Genomic DNA, 24,731 nt, shown 5'->3' on the forward strand with positions numbered 1-24,731 from the left:
TAATTATGCCTATTGCACTGTTTTAAACCCAGCGCCGGTCCACTTCAAAATACCTCCTTCCAAATGGTATAAATGGGTATATCCTGCCTTTAAAAATAAGTCGATGCTCTTACTGCTCCTATTTCCAGATCGGCAATAAATAAGTAAGGGTTTTTGTTTGTCCAAAGCAGTAATGTCATCAGGGAATGAAGCGGACAAAAAATCGATATTTATAGCATGTTCTATATGGCCTTCCCTAAACTCCTTGGGCGTTCTTACATCAATAACTTGAACGGAATCGTTTTGAAGCAGAACATGGGCTTCATTGGGCGTTACAAGCGCTAACTGATGTTGTGCTGTAGTTTGCTTACAACCAAATCCTGATGCGCCCAATACCAAACAACATAGAATAAATAACTTTTTCATGTGTGCGTTTTTTAATCCATATCAACTACATCGCCTTCCCATTCCAACATGCCACCAAGTAAATTATAGGCATTGTTAAAACCCAATTTTTCCATAATGGCGCAGGCTTGCCCGCTTCGGTTGCCCGAGCGGCAGTACACGTAATAGTTTTTTGTTTTGTCCAAAGTTTCTAGCGCATCAATAAACCCTTGACCTTTGTGGATGTCTATATGAATGGCATTTGGTATAATACCGTCGGCAACTTCGGCATCGGTTCTTACGTCTAGTATAACGGCGTTATGGTCGCTTTCCAATTGCGATACCCACTCTTCTTGTGTTAAATCTTCCATTTCAAAATAAGTTAATAACGTGCAAAATTAATACATCTAACACAGATAGTTGAAAAAAAAATCTTAAAGTATTGCGTAATTATATTTTCATTTCTATATTTGAACACTTTAAAAACATAAAAAATGAAATCAATTTTAAACAATACTTGGTGGTGGCACTTGCTTAACTTACGTTTCGTGAAGTAAAACCCTAGTATATTTAAAATTTCAAATATCCAAAAGGCTTGTCGTTCACGACAGGCCTTTTTTTAATACCAAAACACTGAAAACAAAATTAGGATAATGACAACATTCAACCTATACACCCATTACAAAAAAATTCTGGCAGACACCATTACGCCCGTTAGTATTTATTTGAAGGTAAGGGACAAATACCCAAACAGTATTTTGCTGGAAAGTAGCGATTACCATGCCAACGACAATAGTTTTTCATACATCTGTTTTAACCCGATTGCCACCATTAAAGTTGAAAACGAAACCATTTACCAAACCTTTCCCGATGGAAGCGAAACAGCTGAACCCATAAACAAAAGTACCAATGTTGCCGAAGAAATAAACCAATTTACCAAACGTTTTAAGGTGAATTCCGAAGAAGATTTCAAATTTATAAACAACGGTATTTTTGGCTATATCGCTTATGATGCGGTACGGTATTTTGAGGATGTGCACATTTCAAAAAAGGAAAATTCCATACAAATACCCGATGTTAATTACGCGGTTTACCAAAACATCATAGCCATTAACCATTATAAAAACGAAGCCTATATTTTTGCGCATTGCTTTAATACTGAACCTAATATTGATGAAATTGACCATTTGATCAAGGTAAAGAACTTTGCTTCCTATAATTTTGCCGCAAGCGGAAACATTGCCTCCAACTTAACGGATGATGAATACAAACACCATGTGGAATTGGCCAAAAAACACTGTGGCCGTGGCGATGTGTTCCAACTGGTTTTGTCCAAGAGTTTTTCACAGGCATTTAAGGGCGATGAATTTAACGTGTACCGTGCCTTGCGAAGCATCAACCCGTCGCCCTATTTGTTTTATTTCGACTACGGAAATTTTAAAATATTTGGAAGTTCGCCCGAAGCGCAACTTATAGTAAGCAACGGAAAGGCCGAAATACACCCCATAGCCGGCACCTTTAAGCGCACTGGCAACGATATTCAAGATGCCGAATTGGCCAAAAAGTTGGTGGTTGATGCCAAGGAAAACGCCGAACACGTGATGCTGGTAGATTTGGCGCGAAACGATTTAAGCCGCCACGGCAGTAATGTTACCGTAGATACCTACCGGGAAGTGCAGTTTTTTTCGCACGTCATCCACTTGGTAAGCAAGGTTACAGGGCAAAAACACAAAGAAACGGCCACAATGCAAGTAGTGGCCGACACCTTTCCTGCGGGCACCTTGAGCGGCGCGCCCAAACACCGCGCCATGCAATTGATTGAGCAATACGAAAAAACAAGTCGCTCCTTTTACGGTGGTGCCATTGGGTTTATGGATTTTGAAGGCAACTTTAACCACGCCATAATGATTCGTACCTTTTTAAGCAAAAACCACAAACTGCATTGGCAGGCAGGCGCAGGCCTGGTTTCAAAATCGGAGCCTGAAAACGAATTGCAGGAAGTTTACAATAAATTAGGTGCCTTAACAAAGGCAATTGAATTGGCTGAGGACATTTAATGAGGACCTTACCAAGCATATCGCTACAAATGCGGCGTATCCACGATTTCAATTTTTAAAATATAAATGCTTGAATAATCCCTAAAGCAAACAAGACCCACAGCTTTTTAAAACCTGTGAGGCCTCTAAAAAAAGAAAAAAATGACAAAAGTATTAGTAATAGACAATTACGACAGTTTTACCTACAATTTGGTGCATTATTTAGAGGATTTAAACTGCGATGTTACCGTTGTTAGAAACGACAAATTAACCTTGGATGAGGTAGAGCCTTTTGATAAAATCGTGCTCTCGCCAGGCCCCGGCATTCCCGACGAAGCCGGTTTGTTAAAGCCCATAATACAACGTTTTGCACCCACAAAAAGCATTTTAGGCGTGTGCTTGGGGCAACAGGCCATTGGCGAGGTTTTTGGTGGTTCGCTTGTTAATTTAGATGAGGTTTACCATGGCGTGGCCACAAAAGTTATCATTTGTGTGGATGATGAACCTTTATTCAAAGGGATGGACAAGGAAATTGAAGTGGGCCGTTACCATTCGTGGGTGGTTAGTGCTCATTTGCCAGACAGTTTGGAAGCCACCTCTTTTGATGCAAACGGACAAGTAATGTCCCTGCGTCATAAAGTCTATGATGTTAAAGGCGTGCAGTACCATCCAGAATCGGTATTAACGCCCCATGGGAAGCAAATTTTAAAAAACTGGTTACAAATTCTTGCGTAGGCAGGCATCCCATTGTCGGGTAATTAAAAATAAACATTGAAGTTTAATTAATAAGATTCCCTCCTTCGAGGGGATGAAAGCATGAAAAACATATTAAACAGACTTATAAACCACGAAAGCATCACCAGCGAGGAAGCTAAACAGGTTTTGGTAAACATCTCCAAAGGCGCTTATAACCAAAGTCAAATTGCAGCATTTCTAACTGTTTTTATGATGCGAAGCATTACGCTTGAAGAGTTGCGAGGATTCCGCGATGCACTTTTGGAACTTTGTATCCCTATTAATTTAACCGATTTTAACGCCATCGATTTATGCGGCACCGGCGGCGACGGCAAGGACACCTTTAACATTTCAACCTTGGCATCATTTGTTACGGCGGGCGCAGGCGTGAAAGTCGCCAAACATGGCAATTATGGCGTTTCCTCGGCTTGTGGCTCTTCAAACGTTATGGAATATTTGGGCATTAAATTTTCAAGTGATGAAGATTTTCTAAAGCGGTCCATCGATAAAGCTGGTATTTGTGTGTTGCATGCCCCGTTGTTTCATCCAGCCATGAAAAATGTAGCGCCCATTCGCAGGGAGTTGGGCGTAAAAACATTCTTCAATATGTTAGGGCCCATGGTAAATCCGTCGTTTCCCAAAAACCAAATGGTGGGCGTTTTTAATTTGGAATTGTTGCGTTTGTACGGCTATTTATATCAAAATACTAACACAAATTATGCGATTGTGCATGCGCTGGATGGGTACGATGAAATTTCATTGACCGGAAATACCAAAGTTATTTCCAACCATGCCGAAACCATGTTTTCGCCAGAGGATTTAGGGCTTTCTGAAATAACACAGGAATCTATTTTTGGGGGAAGCACCGTAGAATCGTCCGCAAGAATTTTTATGGATGTCATCCAAGGAACAGGCACCGAACAACAAAACAATGTGGTGTGTGCCAATGCTGGATTGGCGATTGCAACGACTAATCAAATTTCACATAAAGAGGGATTCGAACTTGCTAAGGAATCCTTGCTAAGTGGCAAAGCATTAAAAGCATTACAAACCATTCAAGGATTAAGCAAATGAACATTCTAGATAAAATTGTAGCCGATAAACGCGTTGAGGTCGATTTAAGAAAATCGCTTATTCCGGTGAAACAACTGGAACAATCGGTTTTGTTTGAGAGGCAAACCATGTCATTAGCCAATAAATTAAGCAACAGCCAAACAGGCATCATTGCCGAACATAAGCGTCGTTCGCCTTCAAAATCAGTCATCAACCAAAACTTTAATGTGTTTGATGTGGCAAAAGGGTACGAAGATGCTGGTGTTTGCGGCATGTCCGTTTTAACCGATGGCAAATATTTTGGTGGTTCGTTGGACGATTTATTAACGGCGCGCGCCAGTTGCAACTTGCCACTTTTAAGAAAAGAATTTATTATTGATGAGTACCAATTATTGGAAGCAAAGGCCTACGGCGCCGATGTTATTTTACTCATCGCCGCTATTTTAACAAGGGATGAAATCAAAAAGTTTTCAGAATGTGCAAAAGGCTTACATTTGGAGGTGCTGTTGGAAGTCCATAATGAAGCAGAACTCCATAAATCCATCATGCCCAGTTTGGATTTGATTGGGGTAAACAACCGAAACCTAAAAACCTTCGACGTTAGTTTGGATACCAGCAAAGGACTAAGTGAACGCATTCCAAACGACTTTATAAAAGTATCAGAAAGCGGCATCAGCAATATCGAGGCTATCAAGGATTTACAGAATTACGGTTACAAAGGTTTTTTAATTGGTGAAAACTTTATGAAAACCGAGAATGCCGGCGAAAGTGCAAAGGAATTTATTAAAAGCCTCCTCTAACGCCGCCAAAGGAGGAGAATGCTTACTCTTATGAATAAAAAAAGTCAACATATAGCGCAATCCATTCCCTCCCCCTCGGGGAGGGCTGGGGTGGGGCTTAAAGTCTGCGGCATGAAATACCAAGACAATATAAAACAAGTTGCAGCTTTGCAACCCGACTATCTTGGGTTTATATTTTATGAAAAATCCGCACGAAACTTTGATTTAGAATACATTCCCGAAATACCAAAATCCATTAAAAAAACAGGCGTTTTTGTTGATGAGGATTTAGAGGTTGTTATTGAAAAAATAAGGCTCCATGATTTACAGGCAGTTCAACTTCATGGTGAAGAGTCACCTGAATATTGTTTAAGATTGAAACGCCATTACGAGGAGGTAAACGACGACGTAATCTCATCAATAGAAACAGATTACTTCGACTTTGAAAGAAAGTCTCGCAATGACGGAAAACTGGAAATCATTAAAGTTTTCTCCATAAAAGACGCATTCAATTTTGAAACCTTAAAACCTTATGAAGCTGTTTGCGACTATTTTTTATTCGACACCAAAGGAAAATTACCAGGTGGGAATGGGTACACGTTTGATTGGAATGTGTTAAGCAATTACCCATCAACCAAACCTTTCTTTTTAAGTGGTGGTATTGGTTTGGAAGAAGTAGATAAATTAAAAGAATTTATACATAACCCTGTTTCAAAATGCTGTTACGCCATTGATGTGAACAGTAAATTTGAAACGGAACCTGGATTAAAAAACATAGAGTTATTACGAAAATTTAAAGAAAACGTCATTACGAGGAGAAAAACGACGACGTAATCTGCCTAATGATCAGCAGATTGCCACAACTTTTTTCAAAAGTTTCGCAATGACGAAATAATAAAAACAATGAACTACAACGTAAACGAAAAAGGCTATTACGGCGAATTTGGAGGTGCCTACATCCCCGAAATGCTGTATCCCAACGTAGAGGAACTGCACCAAAACTATCTGAAAATCATGGCCGAACCCGATTTTAAAAAGGAATTCGACCAACTTTTAAAGGATTATGTGGGGCGTCCGTCGCCGCTTTATTTTGCAAAACGCCTTTCAGAAAAATACAGCACCAAAATTTATTTAAAGCGCGAGGATTTAAACCATACCGGAGCGCATAAAATAAACAATACCATTGGTCAAATTCTTATGGCAAAACGTTTGGGCAAAACCCGCATTATTGCCGAAACGGGCGCTGGCCAACACGGTGTGGCCACAGCTACGGTTTGCGCCTTAATGGGCTTGGAATGTATTGTGTATATGGGCGAAATTGACATTGCACGTCAGGCACCCAACGTGGCCCGTATGAAAATGTTGGGCACTACCGTGGTGCCTGCGCTTTCAGGAAGTCGTACTTTAAAAGACGCTACCAACGAGGCCATTCGCGACTGGATCAACAACCCCGTAAACACGCATTACATTATCGGTTCTGCCATTGGGCCGCATCCATACCCAGATATGGTAACACGGTTTCAATCGGTCATTTCCGAAGAAATAAAATGGCAGTTAAAAGAACAGGAAGGCCGTGAAAAGCCCCATTATGTGGTCGCTTGTATTGGTGGCGGTAGTAACGCCGCCGGAACGTACTACCACTTTTTACACGAAAACGATGTTAATATTATTGCGGTGGAAGCCGCTGGTTTGGGTGTGGATTCTGGCGAAAGTGCCGCCACTTCGGTTTTAGGTAAAGAAGGCATTATCCATGGTTGCAAAACCTTGTTGATGCAAACCCCGGACGGACAAATTACCGAACCGTATTCCATTTCGGCAGGTTTGGATTATCCGGGCGTTGGCCCCATGCACGCGCATTTGGCAAAAACGGGGCGTGCCGAATTTATGTCCATTACCGATGCCGATGCCATGAAAGCCGGCTTGGCATTGTGCAAATTGGAGGGCATTATTCCGGCCATTGAAAGCTCGCACGCCTTGGCCATTTTCGAGCATAAAACATTCAAGCCAGAAGACATTGTTGTGGTGAGTTTATCGGGGCGTGGCGATAAGGATTTGGAAACTTATATTAATTATTTTAAACTATAGATTTATGGCGTTACCACAAGGGTCGGGCTTTTCGCTATATCTTTTTTGCTTTTAATGGCAAAAAAGGATGCCGCTTCAATCCCTAACGCAAAACAAGACCTCACAGGTTTTTAAAACCTGTGAGGTCTTATAAAAGATTTCAAAATGAACAGAATAAACAAAAAACTACAAGGAGATAAAAAGTTATTATCTATATATTTCACAGCTGGTTACCCAAGTTTAACTGACACCGTTACCATCATTCAAAACCTTGAAAAAAGTGGCGTGGATATGATTGAAATCGGCCTACCGTTCAGCGACCCATTGGCCGATGGTCCCACCATTCAAGCAAGTTCTACACAAGCATTGAAAAATGGGATGACAACCGAAATACTTTTCAAACAATTAAAAGATATTCGGAAAACCGTTTCCATTCCCCTGATTATCATGGGCTATTTTAATCCCATACTTCAATATGGCGTAGAGGCTTTCTGTAAAAAATGTCAGGAAATTGGTATTGATGGCCTGATTATTCCCGACTTACCGGTGGGTGTTTATAACGATGAATACAAAGCCACTTTTGAAACATACGGACTCATCAACATCTTTTTAATTACGCCGCAAACTTCCGAAGCGCGCATCCATTTTATCGATTCCATTTCAAACGGATTTATTTATATGGTAAGCAGTGCCAGCGTTACGGGCAGCCAATCGGGTTTTGGCGACCCACAAACGGCGTATTTTGAACGTATTGCAGCAATGGATTTGAAAAATCCGCAAATAATTGGCTTTGGCATTTCAGATAATAAAACCTTTACACAGGCCACTAAATATGCCAAGGGCGCCATTATTGGAAGTGCCTTTATTAAACATATTACCAACAATGGCATAGAGGACATACCAACGTTTGCAAGGCAGTTTAACAATTAAAGGCCTGATTTTAAGATAACTTTAATAAAATTCCAAAACTTTTTCCTTAATTTTAGTTGAAACCAAAAAAAAAGAAAAACCATGGGAATTATAGAAGACAAAAAAAAGTTTAAAACAACAAAGGAACAAAAAACGCCAACCAACCCAACTGGTAATGTAAACCAAAAAATAAACCAGTTCGACATTGATAATAAAACAATAAAAAAACAGCAAACAAAGAAATAATCTGGTTTTGCGCTTAATTGAAAAAGGCGGTCTAAATAAATAGGCTGCCTTTTTTAATGGTTTCAATTCCCATCCAAAAAGCAACCCTACACTGTTAAACTTTAATTTTTTTTGATACGAACGTTTTCCTTCTTTTATACTTAATTTCTGGTTTTTGATGTCTATCAAAAAAGTTACATCGTTTGGATTGTCCCCTTGAGGGGACTTAAGGGGGTGTCTTTTAATACACTACATTCAAAATAAGTTCTTCCAAAAAAAAATTTAAAAAAAATAAGTTAAACAAACGTTTAATTTAAACAATTGTTTAAATTTGCATCCGAAAATAAACTTGGTCAGATGGACTTAAACGAGAAACAAATTCAAATCTTGGAAACCGCCGAAAAACTGTTTGCCGAAAATGGCTTTGATGGCACCTCGGTACGGCACATTTCCAAAGAGGCCGGCATCAACGTAGCGATGGTTTCCTATTATTTTGGTTCCAAGGAAAAACTTTTGGAAACCCTGTTTGTTTACCGCATGTCCGATTTTAGAATGGAACTGGATTCTGTCATTTCAAAAAACAAACCTTATCTGGAAACCCTGGACGATATTGTGGCCTTAATCATTAGGCGCCTGCATCGCAACCGCCGCACCCACAAAATCATCAATTTTGAATTTTCCAACGAAAACAGGCAAATTGATTTCAACAGTTATTTGGAGCAAAAAAAAGAAAACCTAAGCGTGATCGAGGCTTTTGTGAAGAGCGGACAAAAGGCTGGTGTTTTTATAAAAAATGTGAACATCAAACTTCTAACCGCTACCATTTTAGGTACTTACTTTCATTTTTATTACAACAAAAAATACTATCAAATGTCGCTAAAACTGGATGACAATCCGTCTATTGAAACCTATGTGCATAACGATCTTACCCTTCATATTCAAAATACCATTAAAGCATTGCTTACCTATGAAAAATAAATTCTTCATTTTTTTGCTCGGTTGTTTCATTTATATGCCAACTCTGCAAGCGCAACAAACGCAAACGTTGACCATTGAAGATGCCGTTACCTTGGCACTTAAAAACAGCGACGCCTCTAAAATGGCCGATGCCAAGGTTTTAACTGCCCAAAGCGAATGGAACGTTGCCAAAAACCTGCAGTATCCCGATGCGAAACTCTCGGGGCAATACATGCGTTTGGCAAATGCCGATGTGAAATTAAAAATCGGTGCCGGAAACAGCGATTCTGAAGATACACAAAGCAACAGGTCGCCCAGCGTTCACCAATTGTTGTTGGGTCAGGCCAATGTATCCTTGCCACTTTTTTCTGGTTTTAAGCTTCAAAATACGGTGAAAGCGAGTGAAAACCTTTACCAGGCCGCTACTTTTAATGCGAAAAACGACAAAGAGCAGCTCAGTATCCAGGTGATAATTGGTTTTATAAACCTGTATAAGGCCAAACAGACCAGCCTTTTAATTGCCGAAAATTTAAAAAGTGCGCAGCAACGTGTTACCGATTTTTCGGCCATGGAGCAAAACGGTTTAATGGCGCGAAACGATTTGTTGAAAGCGCAATTACAGGAATCGAACATTCAATTATCGTTGGAAGAAGCCAAAAAGAACGAAAACATCCTGAATTACCGATTGGTAACACTTTTAAAGCTTCCGGAAGGTACCACCATTGAAACCGCAACGCCCAATTTTGGCTTGGTTTCAAACCAAAACACCAACCTTTTAATGAGCAGAAACGATTTGGAAGCCCTTCGCTACCAAAAAAAAGCGACCGAAAACCAAATAAAGGTGGCCAAAAGCAAATATTTTCCGTCGTTGGCCTTAACGGGCGGTTACATTGCCCTGGATTTGCAAAACGCCCTTACCGTTACCAATGCCATGAATGTGGGCGTGGGCATTTCCTATAATCTTTCGGATATATTCAAGGCAAAAAGCGACGTAAAATTGGCTAAAAGCAGGGTCGAGGAACTTAAATATGCCATTGACATGAAGGCGGACGACATTAAAATTGCCATTGAAAATGCCAGACAGGATTATGAACTGGCATTGAAAAAACAAGAGGTTTACACCGCTTCTGAAGCCCAGGCAACGGAAAACTACCGTATTGTTAAGGACAAATACGATAATGGTTTGATGGACACCAACGATTTGCTGGAAGCCGATGTAGAACAGCTTCAGGCAAAACTGAATTTATCGTACGCCAACGCAAACATTTCACAAAAATATTACGAATTACTAACCGCCCAAGGCCAATTGACCAGCGCCTTCAATCAAAATTAATTATTTCATCATCATGGAACAAAAGAAAAAAACCAATAAGAAATTTATCATTATCATTTCTGTATTAGTAACCATAGGCGTGGTATATGGTGGCTACAAAATCATCCATTCGTTATCGCACGAAGAAACCGACGATGCACAAATACAGGCCAACATGAACCCCATAATTCCACACGTGGGCGGCTTCATAGAAAAAGTGTATGTAACCGATAATCAAAACGTTAAAAAGGGCGACACGCTTTTTGTTATAGAAAACAAGGATTATTTGGTGAAATTGGAACAGGCCGAGGCGCAATTGGCGGCTGCCAAAAGTGGCGTTTCAGTATCTGAAGCCAGCATTGGTTCGTACAAGGCCAATACCGCAACGGCGGCGGCACAGGTAAGTTCGGCAACCAGCAATATAGAAGCTGCCAAAACCAAACTATGGCGCGCCACCAACGATTTTGAGCGTTATGCCAATCTTTATAAAAACCATTCCATAACTGCACAGCAGTACGAACAGGCCTTGGCAGCCAAACAAGAGGCGGAGCAACAGGTGAAGATGCTTCAAAGTCAGCAGAAAGCCACCCAAAGTCAGCAAAACGCCGCATCGCAACAAACCGCTATTTCAGAAAAACAAGTATCGGTTGCCGAAGCCAATGTAAAAAGCGCCCAGGCCCAAGTAGATGCCGCCAAATTGAATGTAGCATACACTATTGTAACGGCGCCCATTGATGGGCAATTGTCCAATGTAAGTTTACAGGCAGGCCAATTTGTGCAACCGGGACAATCGTTGTTCTATCTTGTAAATACAGAAAACAAATGGGTAGTTGCCAACTTTAAGGAAACCCAATTAGAAAAAATGAAAGTGGGCCAAAAAGTAACCATTACCGCCGATGCGTATCCGGATGAGGATTTTGAAGCCGTGGTTTCAGCATTTTCACCCGCAACGGGCGCGCGCTTTTCCTTATTGCCGCCTGATAATGCTACCGGAAACTTTGTAAAAACCATTCAGCGTTTGCCCGTAAAAATTGATTTCACCAAGAACAACGATGTTGAAAAACTTCAAAAACTGCGTTCGGGCATGAATGTGCTGGCCGATGTTCATTTGAAATAAATCTTTGAAAAAAGGACGATGGTTATTGGTTATTGAGTTATTAAGGTGTTCTGTACCAATAACTTAATAACCCAATAACCCAATAACCCAATAACTTAATAACCCAACAACCAAACATGCAACCAAACGAAGACGACTTAGTTGAATACGGTTTTAGGCGCGTTATTATTACCATTACCGCCATTTTATGTGCCCTTTTAGAGATTGTGGACACCACCATTGTAAACGTGGCATTGAACGATATGCGCGGTAGTTTGGGCGCCTCGTTAACCGATATCGCCTGGGTGATTACCGCTTATGCCATTGCAAACGTTATTATTATTCCCATGACCAGTTGGCTATCCAAACAATTTGGTAGGCGCAACTATTTTGCAACGTCCATTGTCATATTTACCGTGTCTTCCTTTTTGTGTGGCAATGCCGATAATATCTGGGAATTGGTGGCCTTTAGGTTTGTGCAAGGTTTGGGCGGGGGTGCCCTATTGGTTACGGCACAAACCATTATTACCGAAAGTTACCCCATAGCCAAACGGGGCATGGCACAGGCTATTTACGGCATGGGCGTTATTGTGGGCCCTACCTTGGGGCCACCGTTGGGCGGGTATTTGGTTGACAATTTTTCGTGGCCCTACATATTTTACATCAATATTCCCCTTGGCATTATCGCAACCTTTTTAACGCTTATATATGTAAGAAGCCCTAAATACGGCGAAAAACTAAAGGCCAACCAAGTGGATTGGATTGGTATTATTTTACTGGCCATGTTTATTGGGTCGTTGCAATTTGTATTGGAACACGGCCAACAGGACGATTGGTTCGACAATGCCCTGATAGTGGCCCTAAGCATTACCTCACTGTTTGGTTTGATTCTTTTTATATGGCGTGAAATGACTTACGAGCACCCCATTGTAAACCTCAAAGTGCTGAAGGACGGTAATTTGCGCATTGGCACCATCATGACGTTCATCCTCGGTTTCGGATTGTATGGTTCTACTTTTATTATTCCTATATATACCCAATCGGTTTTGGGCTTTACCGCTACCGATGCGGGTTTAATACTCGTGCCCAGTTCCATCACAACAGCCATCATGATGCCCTTTATCGGGAAGATGCTGCAAAATGGCGTACCACAAAAATATCTGGTTACGGGTGGCTTCGTTATCTTTTTTATTTACAGTTTATGGATGTTCCTGATGATGACCCCCGATACGGGCGTGGAGCACTTTTTTTGGCCCTTGGTGGTTAGGGGCGTTGGTTTGGGCCTCTTGTTTGTGCCCATCACTACTTTATCTTTGTCCACCTTAAAAGGAAAGGATATTGGCGATGGCGCCGCCTTTACCGGCATGACACGCCAATTGGGCGGTTCATTTGGTATTGCCATCATCACGACCTTTATAGCCCGTTGGACGCAACAACACCGTGTGGATTTGCTGCCAAACATCAGCGCCATCAATTTTAAGGTTCAGGAACGCATCCAAGGCTTGCAGCACATGTTTATGAACAAAGGTTTTTCAGCCAATGAAGCGCTGGATAAGGCCCATAAAATACTGGATGTTTCAGTAACCAAGCAGGCCACGGTATTATCGTATATGGACGTGTTTTTATACCTTGGGGTGCTGTTTTTGGCTTGTGTGCCGTTTGTGTTGCTCATTAAAAAAGGTGCGGGTAAGGTAAGTGCCATGTCTGCCCATTAAGCTTTTTTAGGCAACATAAGCAGATGGTGAATTTTTTTGTATATTCGGCTTCAAGAAAACTGGTTAACCAATTTAACTTTTTTAGAATGAAGCTTGCCATCATAGTTTTTGTTTTTTTGATGTTGCCCATTGCTCATGCGGCGGCACAAGTTGTTCTAAACGCCGATGGCCCAGGAAATACTTACGAACGCATCAATGCCGTTTTAGCACCAGGTTTCGATGCGGTTGAAGCGTCCGATTGTAGCCATACTTCCTTCGGAAAACATATCGATGAAATTTTTGATACTGAATTAAACACCTACGTTTTCCGTTTTCAAATTCATGTTTCACCCGATAACGACCGTTGTATCAACTTTGACCGTCAGCGCAACGAAATAAAAACCTACGAAAAATCGCCCGACAATTTAAAAGGCATTGAAGGTGAAACAGTGGTTTACAAATGGACGTTTAAATTAGATGCTGGGTTTCAATCCTCGTCCAGTTTTACGCACATTCACCAATTAAAATCGGTGGGCGGACTTTATGAAGCGATGCCCATGTACACCTTAACTACCCGAAAAGGTACTCCAGACAAATTGGAATTGCGCTATGCGGAAACCAATACACAAGTTACCCTTAAACAAACCGATTTAACACCTTTTAAAGGCACTTGGGTAGAAGCAACCGAAACCATAAAATACGGCAATAATACTAGTGCGGTTTCGGGCACTTATTCCATAAGTATAAAAAGGGTAAGTGATGGTACCGAATTGTTTAGCTACACCAACAACGCCATTAAAAATTGGCAAACCAATGCCGATTTTGTAAGGCCCAAATGGGGCATTTACAGGAGTTTGAACGACGCTTCCAATTTACGCGACGAAACCGTTTTGTTCGCTCATTTCAGCATAGAGGAAATGGCTACTTTATCAGCTTCTCCCTTTGAAAAACATTACAAATCATCCATTAAAATTATCCCAAACCCAGCCAACCATACAAAGCTTATCAAGGTAGAGGCACTTCCCAATAGCTTTGAATCCATTGCTGTTTATGATAATTTAGGAAGATTGCATAAGGTTCTAAAACCGCAACCAAAAACCTTGGATATAAGCGGTTTTAAATCGGGACTTTACTTCCTAATCTTCAAAAAATACAACCGTATTATTGCAACCGAAACATTACTGGTCCCATAATTCGGTTTCTAGAAAATTTAGGTTATTTGTTGACTGGTTTCATTTTGTGCAGTAACCTTCTACACTTCAGTTAATAATATTCAATTTAAAATTGTTGCAAACGATAAAAAAATAATTATATTTGGATAACCAAACTGGTAAACCAGTTTGGTTATCCAAATAAACTTAATATGTCTTACAATGAAAAAAATTACTTTACCAAGTTTTAAAGCTTTATTGGCGAGCCAAGCATGGCTTCAATTTTTCAGTACCTTAACCATGTTGGTTTGTTGTTTTACCATGGGTGCGCAAACGTATGTTACCACTAAAACCGATTTACAAAATGCGGTAACGGCGGCAGCTCCGGGCGATGTTATTATCATTAGAAATGGCACGTACCCCGATTTCAGCCCAACCTTAAAACCTCAAGGGGCTTCTGGAAACCCCATAACCATTAAGGCTGAAACCATTGGCGGCGTTACCTTTACGGGCGGCTCCCGGTTTACCTTTAATAAAGCGGCCTATGCCATTATGGAAGGTTTTATTTTTAATTGCACCGGCAACAGTACCATGGTGAAACTGGAAGGTTGCAACAACATCAGGATCACCAGAAACGTGTTTGAAACAGCCCAGACCAGTTCTTCAAAATGGGTGTATATTGGGGGCGTTTACGATGACATTACCCCGCCGTACCAATTTCTAAGCCACAACAACCGCATAGACCATAATACCTTTCAAAACAAGACCATGCCCGGGCATTACATAACCATAGATGGCACCAACGAAGTGGTACAGTCGCAAAACGATCGTATAGACCACAACTACTTTAAAAACAATGGGCCACGGGCCGTAAACGAACAGGAATCGATTAGGATTGGATGGAGCAATATGTCCATGTCCAGCGGTTACACCACAGTTGAGTTTAATCTATTTGAAGATTGCGATGGCGACCCCGAAATTGTTTCGGTAAAATCGTGCGACAACGTGGTGCGCCACAATACTTTCTTAAGAAGCTATGGTACGCTTTCACTACGCCATGGCAACCGAAACCGTATTGAGGGCAATTACTTTTTTGGTGGCAATAAACCCATTGGGTCGGTGTCTTATGATGGCGGGCTTACCTCTACAACACTTTATACCGGCGGGATTAGGGTGTATGGCACCGACCACGTGATTATCAACAATTACATGGAAGGCCTCAATGGTACCCGATGGGACGCCCCCATTACACTTACCTTAGGGGATGTTATCGACGGGCAAAGCACCAGTTTAAGTTCCCATTTTAGGGCAGAAAGAATCACCATTGCCTACAACACCTTGGTAAACAACACCAACGGCATTGAAATTGGCTTCAACAATAATGGTGCTTACAATAAGGCTTTGAGCAATATCAAGATCATGAACAACCTCATCACCGGGTCTGAAAATGCCTTGGTTGCCATTAAGGACGGTAACGACCAAGGGAACAACATTACATGGACAAATAATTTAATATACCCAACAGGTACGGCCACAACCATTTCTGGGGCCACTTCCACTTCGTTTACTTCGGCTATGGTTGTAAATGAAAACCCAAATTTAACCTATAACGCCGCTGAAGGTGTTTGGAAAACCACCGGCACCACACCGCTTTATAACAACGCGGTAACTTCTGAAACTGTAACAGAAGATATTGAAGGCCAAACCAGACCAACCATGAGCAACCCTGGCGCCGACCATTACAGTTTGGAATCGGTTAGGTACGCGCCCATGACCCCTGCAACCGTTGGCCCCAATGCTTACGAGCTGGACGACACTTCCGAAAACCTGTACCTATCCGTCATCACTGGTTTTACCGATACCGCAGGTTCCCAAACGGTAAGCGTTACCGCCAATGTGGGTTGGAACGTAGCCGCTGATAGCGCTTGGATTACCCTAACGCCCACCTCTGGCACAAACAATGGCTCTTTCGATATTACCGTAAGCCAAAACACCTCAACCACCGAGCGCACAGGAGTAGTTACGGTAACAGGCGGTGCCTTAACCAGAACCATAAACGTTACGCAAACTGCTGCCGACCCCCGCACAGGTTTAAACCTGATAAACAAACTGGCTTCGGATGTAGCCGTCAATTATGTATCTAATGAAGAGGTAAATGGCACTACCAAATTCAACTATGCCATTAACAGTTTAGACAAAAACTTTGGTACGCAATGGGCCGGCAATGGCGCTGCAGACCCTAGCAACAAGGCCATCATTATTTATGATTTGAAAGGCGCTTTCGATTTGGCCTTGGTAGATGTGGCAACTACCAACAACAAAGCCTATTATTTACGGATTTTGGTGTCTTCCGCAGGTACGGCGGATACTGATTTTACCAATCCTTTTCCTGCCGGCGACCTTATAAGCAACACCGATGCGTCCTTTAAAAGCTTTATACTGCCTGCACCCGCTTTGGGCACAAAATACGTGAAACTTATTGGCAATGGGCAAACCACCGGCACCAGTCGGTTTACAACCATACATGAAATAGAATTTTATGGAAATGCCAGTACACTATCGGTGAATGACAAACCATTGGCCAACCCGTTTAAAATGTACCCCAACCCAGTGAAGGATATTTTAACATTGAGCCAAATGAAGAACCGTGCAACCATGGTAGAAGTTTTTGCCATGGACGGTAGAAAGGTTTTGGAAAAACCAATCAAGACGTTGGAAGCCGACATTCAGGTAGATGTTTCAACCTTATCCAACGGTGCCTATATTTTGAATGTTTCAAATGAGGATGCAACCAGACATTCCAAAATGTTTATGGTTTCGCATTAATTTTTTGTTAGTTACTAAGTTATTGGGTTATTAAGTTATTGAGAAAAAAAGTTTTTAGTTTCGACAAAATAACCCAATAACTCTATAACCCTATAACTCTATAACCCTATAACCCTATAACCCTATAACTCTATAACCCTATAACTTAATAACCCAAAATACATTATCTTCGCCCCAAACAAAGCAAACCTTTTCCATGCCCTTAAACATTGTTCTTATCGCGCCCGAAATACCCAACAATACTGGTAATATTGGGCGTTTGGCATTGGCTTCAGGTTCTACACTTCACTTGGTAAAACCTTTTGGTTTCGAGATAAACGATGCCCGACTCAAGCGTGCCGGTTTGGATTATTGGCAACATGTTACCATCATCTATTACGAAAACATGGAAGAATTCTTTACTAAAAATAGTGGCCAAAACATGGTATTCCTTTCCAGCCATGGCACAAAAAACCACTGGGACATCCCTTTTGAGGACAACTTGTTTTTAGTATTTGGAAAAGAATCGGTTGGGTTGCCAAAATCCATTATTTCACAGCATTCAAACAAGCTTTACAAAATTCCATTGTACAGCCCGCACGTTAGAAGTTTAAACTTGGCAAATGCCGTGGCCATTGTGGTTTACGAAGGCTTAAAGCATTTATAGTTAAGATATCCATAAAAATAGGTTGCGCATTAAACCAATTTCCAAATGATGAGTCCAAGTGCCATAACAATTTAAAAAACTTAAATAATGAAATCAACAATTTTAAAATTTGCCTTATTCTCATTTGCTTTACTTACTTTTTCACAAGTAAATGCCCAGGAAAAAAAGAAACCAGACCCAGAAAAAATATTCGCTGCCCTAGACACGAACAAGGACGGTTCGGTTACTTTAGAAGAAATGAAAGCCCGCAAAACCAAAAAGGAACTATCGGCCGAAGCACAGGAAAAAAGATTTGCCAAAATGGATGCCGATGGCAATGGCTCCATTTCATTGGAAGAATTTAAAGGTGCCATGGCAAAAGCCGGCAAAGGAGAAGGCAAGAAAAAACAAGAATAGTAAGGTTATTTTTATCCGAATAAAAAAGGTTCAAGCTAGTGGCTCGAACCTTTTTTCATTTTATTCTGTGTCAGCATCTTCAAATACATGGTTTCAACTTTGGTTCGTGCCCAAGGGGTTTTGCGCAAAAACGTTAAGCTCGACTTTACCGATGGATTATCCGTAAAGCATTTAATTTTAATGGTATAGCCCATATATTCCCATCCATAGTGCGCCACCAAATCGTTGATGATCTGTTCCAGTTTGATGCCGTGCAAGGGGTTATTGGGTTGGGTTTCCAAGGGCTAAGGTTTTTATTTTAATGGCTTTTTCAAAGTGGTTTAACTTGTGTTCCATAATCCACCAAGTGGCCGCCTCCATTAACAACTCTGGGTTGTTATTTTTATTTGAAAAAAACGCATAAAAAGACACGCCTACGCTCTCACCTTTTTCGGCTATTTTTTTGTTACAAACCTCAATAATTTTGGCTTTTAAACTTGCTGTCATCATTAATGGTGTCTATCGGTTCTGCGCCTGTTGTTTGAAGATTTTGGGCGCCGGTTGCTATCGTTTTTATGGGTGCGCGCGTTGGCCTGTTGTTCGTTGTTTCTGGAGCGGTCGCGCGTACCACCACGTTGTTGACGTTTTTCTGGTTCGGTGGAAGCATTGGGGTCGGGTTCAAAACCTTCCAAGATTTCCGTAGGTATTTTAATGCCCACCAATTTTTCTATATCACGTAAAAAAGTTGTTTCATCGGCACTTACCAACGAAATAGCTTCACCACTGGCTCCTGCCCTTCCTGTTCGGCCTATACGGTGCACATAATCTTCAGGAATATTGGGCAATTCAAAATTAATAACATGTGGCAGCAACGGAATATCCAAACCGCGCGCCGCAATATCGGTAGCTACCAACACGCTTACGCCTGTATTTTTAAAACCTTCTAATGCCTTGGTACGTGCACCTTGGCTTTTATTGCCATGTATGGCTGCGGCCTTAATGCCCGCTTTTACCATTTTTTCGCAGAGTTTATTGGCACCGTGTTTGGTACGCGTAAATACCAGCACCTGTTTCCAATTACCATCGGAAATGAGTTTTATAATCAAATCGGTTTTCAAGCCTTTGGCTACGCGATACACTTTTTGTGAAATGGCATCAACGGTAGTGTTTTCGGGGGTTGCCTCAACTTGCACCGGGTTATTTAAAATACCGTGTGCCAGTTTTTTAATGTCGGCCGAAAAGGTTGCCGAAAACATTAAATTCTGCCGCTTTTCGGGCATCAGTTTGATAATACGTTCAATGTCGCGCAAAAAGCCCATATCCAGCATGCGGTCGGCTTCATCCAAAACCAAAATCTCTACCCGTTTTAACGATATGATATTCTGATTGATTAAATCCAACAAACGCCCGGGGGTTGCCACCAGTACATCAATGCCTTGGCGTAGGGTTGCTACCTGCGGATTTTGGTTAACCCCACCAAAAATAACGGCACTTTTAATATCTAAAAACGTACTGTATTCTTTTACGTTGGCATATACTTGTGCTGCCAGTTCGCGCGTTGGCGTTAATATTAACGCACGTATGGGCTTGTATTTTTCTTTGGGGTTTTCTGATAATAAATGGAGTAATGGCAAGGTAAAACCTGCTGTTTTTCCGGTTCCTGTTTGGGCACTTGCCAATACATCTTTGCCTTGTAATATGGGTGGAATGGCTTTTTGTTGAATAGGACTTGGGGTAGTGTATCCCTTTTTGCTAATGGCTTTTAGCAAGGCTTGGGATAAGCCTAATTGATTAAATTGCATATAAAGTATTTTGAGATGCAACGCTACATAACTACATAGTGCACCTCTTTAGTTAAGCCGCAAAGGTACTGTTTATTTATTTAGATTGTTGTATGACAATGCGGAAAAGGGAAATGGCGCAACAAAAGGCGACAGAATAATCACCAATGCTACAAGGCAGAAAAACCCAATAGCGATACCACTTACAAGCTCCCTTCAAAAAATAAGTAGAACTAGGTATTTTTTTTGTGGTTCCTTTTTCTTATCTATGTAGTTGTTTAACACGTAACCACATACAGTAAAAAATCATCAAAAACAAACCACCTTAACCCATAACAGCATGCCCAAACCCTTAAACCCAACAGCCTTTAAAAACGAGCAGTGGATGACATCGGATGAAGCCCGCCTTTATTTTAAAGTAAGCCGTAGCACCCTGTACCGTTGGTGCATAAAAAACCAACTGCCCTATACCAAACTTGGGGGCGTTTTGTATTTTCCTAAAATATTTATCGAGCAGTTTATGACCCATAAATTACAAAACAAGCGTTTTTTATAAGCTACATTGCAAAGGCAGCACTACTTAACAGCTTTATATTTAATATATAAAATAAAACAGATTGTTTCCCCATGTTTGTGAAAGCGGAGAAACAATCTGCAAAAAAGTACAGGGCCTAAGTAAGCGTTACAGCACCTAAGTAGGTACTGGTGGCTGCTTGTTTATGGTCTGCAGTTACAAAAGTAGCCCAAAGCTGTATTTCTTGCCCTGCCCAATACGCGGGCAATGGCAATTGTACCGTTGTTAAATTGCGCGTTCCGGCTGGATTTGCTGTTTCAAACAAGCCCAACGCTTCGCAATAACCCACAACCACAAGTTCATCAGTGGTGGCAGCGTTGCCCTGTCCACTATTATCATCCCAACTTATGGTTACTTCCTGGTTGGTGTCTAGCGTTACCCCACCGTTTGATATACCGCGAAGGTCGCCTTTACCTATTAACACCTTAGGGTAATCAATAACGTAACCACCAAGGCCATCGGGCAAAAGGGCATTTTTAATGTGATAGCCCGTTGCCAAATTAAAACTGCTCTTGTCGCCCTGTGGCTTGCCAAAATACGCCGAAAGCAAGTTTTTAATAGGTGTTAAAAACATAACGGCGGTTTTAAAGCGCTCGCGCTGCTCTATTTGCAGCTGTGTTGCCGTGTACGTGCCGCGGGTAGGTAAACTGCGCATAACGTCTTTACCTCGCCAACGTGCACCCACTACGTTGCCTACTTTTCCGGAGAACCCTCCAAGGATGCCTTTACTAAATGTTCCCATGATTTTTATAAGATTTGGGGTTAATATCCTGTGAAGCTAAAAAGCTTTTTGCTGGTATCAAAACACTTGACACCTATTGACACACATTGACACCTATTGACACACATTGACACATATTGACACACATTGACACATATTGACACACGTACCAAAAAAAGCAGGGGTTTTGTTCGGGTGTTGTTCGGGTGTTGTTCGGCTCTGGTTTGGGTGCATTTTAGCGCGATGGGGCTTGGGCCGAACAAAGCACAGACTAAGGTAGAGGGGCATTGAGACATCGCATAATGATGTACGGTTTCCACTTCATAAAACAATACAGGACGCTCTGGATGTGATGTTTCCTATCGTCAACATGACTAATAAAACGCAGTCATGCCGAAACACGCAGTCATGTCGAAATGAGGCACGATTGAGACATCGCATAACGACAAGCGTTTACACTTCATAAAACAATGCAGTACGCTCTGGATGTGATGTTTCCTATCGTCAACATGACTAATATCAAACCGTAAAGTCATGCCGAAACGCCTAGTCACGTCGAAATGAGGCACGATTGAGACATCACATAACGATAAACGGTTTCCACTTCATACAACAACACAGACGCACTGGATGTGATGTTTCCTATCGTCAACATGACTAACAAACCGCCTAGTCATGCCGAAACGCGCAGTCATGTCGAAAGAGGCACGATTGAGACATCACATAACGATAAACAGTTTTCAATTCATAAAACAATACAGGACGCTCTTGATGCGATGTTTCCTATCGTCAACATGACTAACAAACAGCTTATTGTTATAAACTAAAATATTTGAGTATTTAAGTTCTCCCAAGTAGGGTTAAAATCGGCAATTAGTTTATTCTTCTTTTCGCGTCGCCATCCTTTAAGTTGTTTTTCTCTAGCAATGCCTTCTTTAGGATACTCAAAGGACTCATAATAAACTAAATAAACACAGCCATACTTGCCTGCAAAAGACTTTTTAGCATTTTGACTATCAAAATAATGTTGAGACAACCTTCTCTGGATATTATTAGTAAATCCTATATAAAGCGTTGTTCTATATAAATTGGCAGTTATGTAAACAAAGTATTTATGTAGCATAAATAAACGTAAAAAAATTTATTAAAAATATATATTTTTATTAAAACGCACACGATTCATTAGTTAAAAAGGCTAAACGTTAATAATACATAACCACGCAGTCATGCCAAAAGAGGCACGATTGAGACATCGCATAACGATAAACGGTTTCCATTTCATACAGCAATACAGGACGCTCTGGATGCGATGTTTCCTATCGTCAACATGACTAATATCAAACCGTATAGTCGTGTCGAAACGCCTAGTCATGCCGAAACGTGCAGTCATGTCGAATGAGGCACGATTAAGACATCACATAACGTCGAGCGTTCTAACAAAAAAAATAACTTGAACGCTCTTGATGTGATGTTTCCTATCGTCAACATGACTAATATCAAACCGTAAAGTCATGCCGAAACGCGTAGTCATGTCGAATGAGGCACGATTGAGACATCACATAACGATAAACGGTTTCCACTTCATACAACAACACAAACGCTCTGGATGTGATGTTTCCTATCGTCAACATGACTAACAAAACGTTTAGCCCGGGCTGTTACCTGAAAGCAGCTTAACCGGAATGGCATCTTGGGTGCCATATATTTTAAGTTCCTTAATATCGGCAGGCAGATTGTAGCCTCCTTTTTCCAAAGCCTGTTTTACCTCGCGTATTACTTGGCCTCGCAATACTAACGATGCATGCCTGTAATCAACAGTGTCCACCCAAAAAAACACTTTTAGGTTTACGGTGCTGGTGGCAAGCTCATCTTCAATAACAAAGTTTTCATGGGCCTCATCGTGCACTATCTCTTTATTGCCATCCAAAATACCTTGAATTACCTTTTTTGCGGCTTCAATATCATCCTCGTACCCTATGCCCACCAAAAAATCGACACGGTAAAACCCATCGGCCGTATAATTGGCTACGGGTTTGGTAAGCACATCGCTATTGGGAATAAAAATATCCCTTCCATCAAACGTTTTTATATGTGAGTAGCGAAAGCTTAAAGCTTTTACTTTTCCGAAAATAGCATCAATTTTGATGGTATCGTTAATATTAAAGGGCCTATTAAAAGCTAAAATAATACCTGCCAAAAAATTCTTCCCAATATCTTGAAAGGCAAACCCCAAAATAATGGCACCACCGCCAACAGCGGTTAACAGGCCGGTAGCAATACCATTTAACCCTGCCACCTGCAACGCCACCATTATGGCAATAATAACCAGAATTATTTTTATGGCCTGTGCCAAAAACCGCGCCATTAAAGGGTCGGTTGCCTGTTTTTGGATACGCCGTTTGTAAATATTGGTAAGCAATTGCGCCATTAAAACACCTGCAAGCACCACCAAAATACCTAAAGCAATGCGTGGCAGCACCATAAGAAACTGTTCGTAATAAGTCTCTAGCGAACGAACAATGGTTTGTTGGGGAGATTGGACACGTAAGATCATAATTGCTATTTTACTCTAAAGATACTAATAAATATTAAAAAAACTCGCGATACTGCATCACCCTAAAATCGAAGGTATTGAATGTGGGGTCTTTTGCCTTTAAGTGCTGGTACAAGGGCAGTTTGCTAATGGAAATATTGGCAGCACCCGAAACGGAGGTTAGTGAAACGGTTTTAATGATGCGGTGCGATACGGCAGATGGCTTTGCTTTGCTCGCCATAACGGGCAATATTAATTCGTGTATTCGTGGCACGGTGCTAGAAACAAGGTTCAATTTTAAACCCTGATCCTTAATATGCTTTCTAAAAAAATATTCGGGGCCGTTTTTACTGTTTCCGCCCGTAAACAATAAGGTATCGATATTGGGATAGGCCTTTAGGTAGCCTATTAGGTTGCGCAAGGTTACGTTTTGCATGCCCAAATCGGAGGCATCTATTTTGGCGCGCTCGCAACGTTCAACCATATCGCATACCCCTATTTTATGGGAAATTAAAAAGTGTTTGCGCTCATCGACCGCTGCTTCTGAATTATCGTAACGCCAATTCAACCGGTAAATGGCATCAATATACAACCATAACGAGTTATAATAACTTCCGTAGCAAAAATCGACATCCCTTTCCAAAAGAGTTCCTGTTGAAAACCGCGGCGGCGGCAAGGTGCCAACAATCAGTTTGGTGGTATCGGGTTGTATAAAAGGCGCGTATGGATGATGATGTATAAACATATTTTATTCTGTGAACACAGGGCTTATGGCATTAATAGCAAATTTAAAAAAACAGTTTTTTTTACCGTAATCCTTAAGGTACGGATGAAAGATAAAAAACACCAACTTTAAAAGTTGAATATTTGCTTTCAACGCTCGTTTTTTGTAATTTGACCT

Annotated in this window: 26 protein-coding genes; 17 read left to right on the top strand and 9 right to left on the bottom strand. The window is 41.1% G+C overall.

The window, feature by feature from the left end; translation table 11 throughout:
* Positions 1-9: 9 nt before the first annotated feature.
* Together GQO80_RS05560 and GQO80_RS05565 are read right to left on the bottom strand one after the other, a co-directional pair.
* Positions 10-405, bottom strand: coding sequence for a rhodanese-like domain-containing protein (locus tag GQO80_RS05560; RefSeq protein ID WP_157207351.1), 396 nt, complete (start codon positions 403-405; stop codon positions 10-12).
* An 11-nt stretch (positions 406-416) separates the two neighbouring features.
* Positions 417-734 (bottom strand): rhodanese-like domain-containing protein, encoded by a 318-nt coding sequence (locus GQO80_RS05565; protein ID WP_157207352.1) that lies wholly within the window; start codon positions 732-734, stop codon positions 417-419.
* Between the two features lie 282 nt (positions 735-1,016).
* Here GQO80_RS05565 and GQO80_RS05570 point away from each other — a divergent pair, with 282 nt between their 5' ends.
* From GQO80_RS05570 to GQO80_RS05640, 16 genes are all read left to right on the top strand, one after another.
* Positions 1,017-2,420, top strand: a complete 1,404-nt coding sequence (locus GQO80_RS05570; protein WP_157207353.1) for an anthranilate synthase component I family protein — start codon at positions 1,017-1,019, stop codon at positions 2,418-2,420.
* 141 nt (positions 2,421-2,561) lie between these two features.
* On the top strand, positions 2,562-3,134 hold the full coding sequence (locus GQO80_RS05575) for an anthranilate synthase component II (RefSeq protein WP_157207354.1): 573 nt from the start codon (positions 2,562-2,564) through the stop codon (positions 3,132-3,134).
* A gap of 81 nt (positions 3,135-3,215) precedes the next feature.
* Positions 3,216-4,208 (top strand): anthranilate phosphoribosyltransferase, encoded by a 993-nt coding sequence (trpD, locus tag GQO80_RS05580; protein ID WP_157207355.1) that lies wholly within the window; start codon positions 3,216-3,218, stop codon positions 4,206-4,208.
* Positions 4,205-4,987: an indole-3-glycerol phosphate synthase TrpC gene (trpC, locus tag GQO80_RS05585; protein ID WP_157207356.1), complete on the top strand. Its 783-nt coding sequence runs from the start codon at positions 4,205-4,207 to the stop codon at positions 4,985-4,987. The genes trpD and trpC overlap by 4 nt, the downstream gene beginning before the upstream one ends.
* Positions 4,988-5,077: 90 nt before the next feature.
* Positions 5,078-5,800 (top strand): phosphoribosylanthranilate isomerase, encoded by a 723-nt coding sequence (locus GQO80_RS05590; RefSeq protein ID WP_449405564.1) that lies wholly within the window; start codon positions 5,078-5,080, stop codon positions 5,798-5,800.
* Between the two features lie 69 nt (positions 5,801-5,869).
* Positions 5,870-7,051 carry a tryptophan synthase subunit beta gene (trpB, locus tag GQO80_RS05595; protein WP_157207358.1) on the top strand — a complete coding sequence of 394 codons (1,182 nt, stop codon included), beginning with the start codon at positions 5,870-5,872 and terminating at the stop codon, positions 7,049-7,051.
* A 144-nt stretch (positions 7,052-7,195) separates the two neighbouring features.
* Entirely contained in the window at positions 7,196-7,960 is a 765-nt protein-coding gene (gene trpA / locus GQO80_RS05600; protein ID WP_157207359.1) for a tryptophan synthase subunit alpha, read from the top strand.
* Positions 7,961-8,041: 81 nt separating this feature from the next.
* Positions 8,042-8,185, top strand: coding sequence for a hypothetical protein (locus GQO80_RS15840; RefSeq protein WP_232333117.1), 144 nt, complete (start codon positions 8,042-8,044; stop codon positions 8,183-8,185).
* Positions 8,186-8,521: 336 nt separating this feature from the next.
* Positions 8,522-9,142 carry a TetR/AcrR family transcriptional regulator gene (locus GQO80_RS05605; protein WP_157207360.1) on the top strand — a complete coding sequence of 207 codons (621 nt, stop codon included), beginning with the start codon at positions 8,522-8,524 and terminating at the stop codon, positions 9,140-9,142.
* A gap of 34 nt (positions 9,143-9,176) precedes the next feature.
* Complete coding sequence (locus tag GQO80_RS05610; RefSeq protein WP_232333118.1) at positions 9,177-10,454, top strand: TolC family protein; 1,278 nt, start codon at positions 9,177-9,179, stop codon at positions 10,452-10,454.
* A gap of 13 nt (positions 10,455-10,467) precedes the next feature.
* Positions 10,468-11,550: an HlyD family secretion protein gene (locus GQO80_RS05615; protein WP_157207362.1), complete on the top strand. Its 1,083-nt coding sequence runs from the start codon at positions 10,468-10,470 to the stop codon at positions 11,548-11,550.
* A gap of 116 nt (positions 11,551-11,666) precedes the next feature.
* A complete protein-coding gene (locus GQO80_RS05620; RefSeq protein ID WP_157207363.1) occupies positions 11,667-13,244 on the top strand; it encodes an MDR family MFS transporter in 1,578 nt (525 codons plus the stop codon).
* An 86-nt stretch (positions 13,245-13,330) separates the two neighbouring features.
* Positions 13,331-14,416: a T9SS type A sorting domain-containing protein gene (locus GQO80_RS05625; RefSeq protein WP_157207364.1), complete on the top strand. Its 1,086-nt coding sequence runs from the start codon at positions 13,331-13,333 to the stop codon at positions 14,414-14,416.
* Between the two features lie 180 nt (positions 14,417-14,596).
* Positions 14,597-17,200: a chondroitinase-B domain-containing protein gene (locus GQO80_RS05630; RefSeq protein WP_157207365.1), complete on the top strand. Its 2,604-nt coding sequence runs from the start codon at positions 14,597-14,599 to the stop codon at positions 17,198-17,200.
* 196 nt (positions 17,201-17,396) lie between these two features.
* A complete protein-coding gene (locus GQO80_RS05635; RefSeq protein ID WP_157207366.1) occupies positions 17,397-17,846 on the top strand; it encodes a tRNA (cytidine(34)-2'-O)-methyltransferase in 450 nt (149 codons plus the stop codon).
* A gap of 87 nt (positions 17,847-17,933) precedes the next feature.
* Positions 17,934-18,242: an EF-hand domain-containing protein gene (locus tag GQO80_RS05640; RefSeq protein ID WP_157207367.1), complete on the top strand. Its 309-nt coding sequence runs from the start codon at positions 17,934-17,936 to the stop codon at positions 18,240-18,242.
* Between the two features lie 35 nt (positions 18,243-18,277).
* On the opposite strand, the gene GQO80_RS05645 is transcribed toward GQO80_RS05640, so the two are convergent.
* Genes GQO80_RS05645 through GQO80_RS05655 form a run of 3 tightly spaced genes read right to left on the bottom strand, consistent with a single transcriptional unit; the run spans position 18,278 to position 20,023 of the window.
* On the bottom strand, positions 18,278-18,523 hold the full coding sequence (locus tag GQO80_RS05645) for a VF530 family protein (RefSeq protein ID WP_157207368.1): 246 nt from the start codon (positions 18,521-18,523) through the stop codon (positions 18,278-18,280).
* On the bottom strand, positions 18,504-18,731 hold the full coding sequence (locus GQO80_RS05650; RefSeq protein ID WP_394350997.1) for a DUF6500 family protein: 228 nt from the start codon (positions 18,729-18,731) through the stop codon (positions 18,504-18,506). Before GQO80_RS05650 ends, GQO80_RS05645 begins: the two co-directional genes overlap by 20 nt.
* The gene (locus GQO80_RS05655; RefSeq protein WP_157207369.1) at positions 18,731-20,023 is read right to left on the bottom strand and encodes a DEAD/DEAH box helicase; all 1,293 of its coding nucleotides are present in this window, start codon (positions 20,021-20,023) and stop codon (positions 18,731-18,733) included. Before GQO80_RS05655 ends, GQO80_RS05650 begins: the two co-directional genes overlap by 1 nt.
* Before the next feature lie 319 nt (positions 20,024-20,342).
* Between GQO80_RS05655 and GQO80_RS05660 the strand changes: the two genes are divergently transcribed.
* Positions 20,343-20,558 (top strand): helix-turn-helix domain-containing protein, encoded by a 216-nt coding sequence (locus GQO80_RS05660; protein WP_157207370.1) that lies wholly within the window; start codon positions 20,343-20,345, stop codon positions 20,556-20,558.
* A gap of 115 nt (positions 20,559-20,673) precedes the next feature.
* Here GQO80_RS05660 and GQO80_RS05665 read toward each other — a convergent pair whose 3' ends face one another.
* From GQO80_RS05665 to GQO80_RS05680, 4 genes are all read right to left on the bottom strand, one after another.
* The gene (locus tag GQO80_RS05665; RefSeq protein WP_157207371.1) at positions 20,674-21,318 is read right to left on the bottom strand and encodes a DUF6266 family protein; all 645 of its coding nucleotides are present in this window, start codon (positions 21,316-21,318) and stop codon (positions 20,674-20,676) included.
* An 802-nt stretch (positions 21,319-22,120) separates the two neighbouring features.
* The gene (locus tag GQO80_RS05670; protein WP_157207372.1) at positions 22,121-22,420 is read right to left on the bottom strand and encodes a GIY-YIG nuclease family protein; all 300 of its coding nucleotides are present in this window, start codon (positions 22,418-22,420) and stop codon (positions 22,121-22,123) included.
* A 522-nt stretch (positions 22,421-22,942) separates the two neighbouring features.
* Positions 22,943-23,851, bottom strand: a complete 909-nt coding sequence (locus tag GQO80_RS05675; protein ID WP_157207373.1) for a mechanosensitive ion channel family protein — start codon at positions 23,849-23,851, stop codon at positions 22,943-22,945.
* A 34-nt stretch (positions 23,852-23,885) separates the two neighbouring features.
* On the bottom strand, positions 23,886-24,575 hold the full coding sequence (locus GQO80_RS05680) for a uracil-DNA glycosylase family protein (protein WP_157207374.1): 690 nt from the start codon (positions 24,573-24,575) through the stop codon (positions 23,886-23,888).
* Between the last annotated feature and the right edge of the window lie 156 nt (positions 24,576-24,731).

This window comes from Mariniflexile maritimum (assembly GCF_009746565.1).
In the GTDB taxonomy this organism is placed as follows: Bacteria; Bacteroidota; Bacteroidia; order Flavobacteriales; family Flavobacteriaceae; genus Mariniflexile; species Mariniflexile maritimum.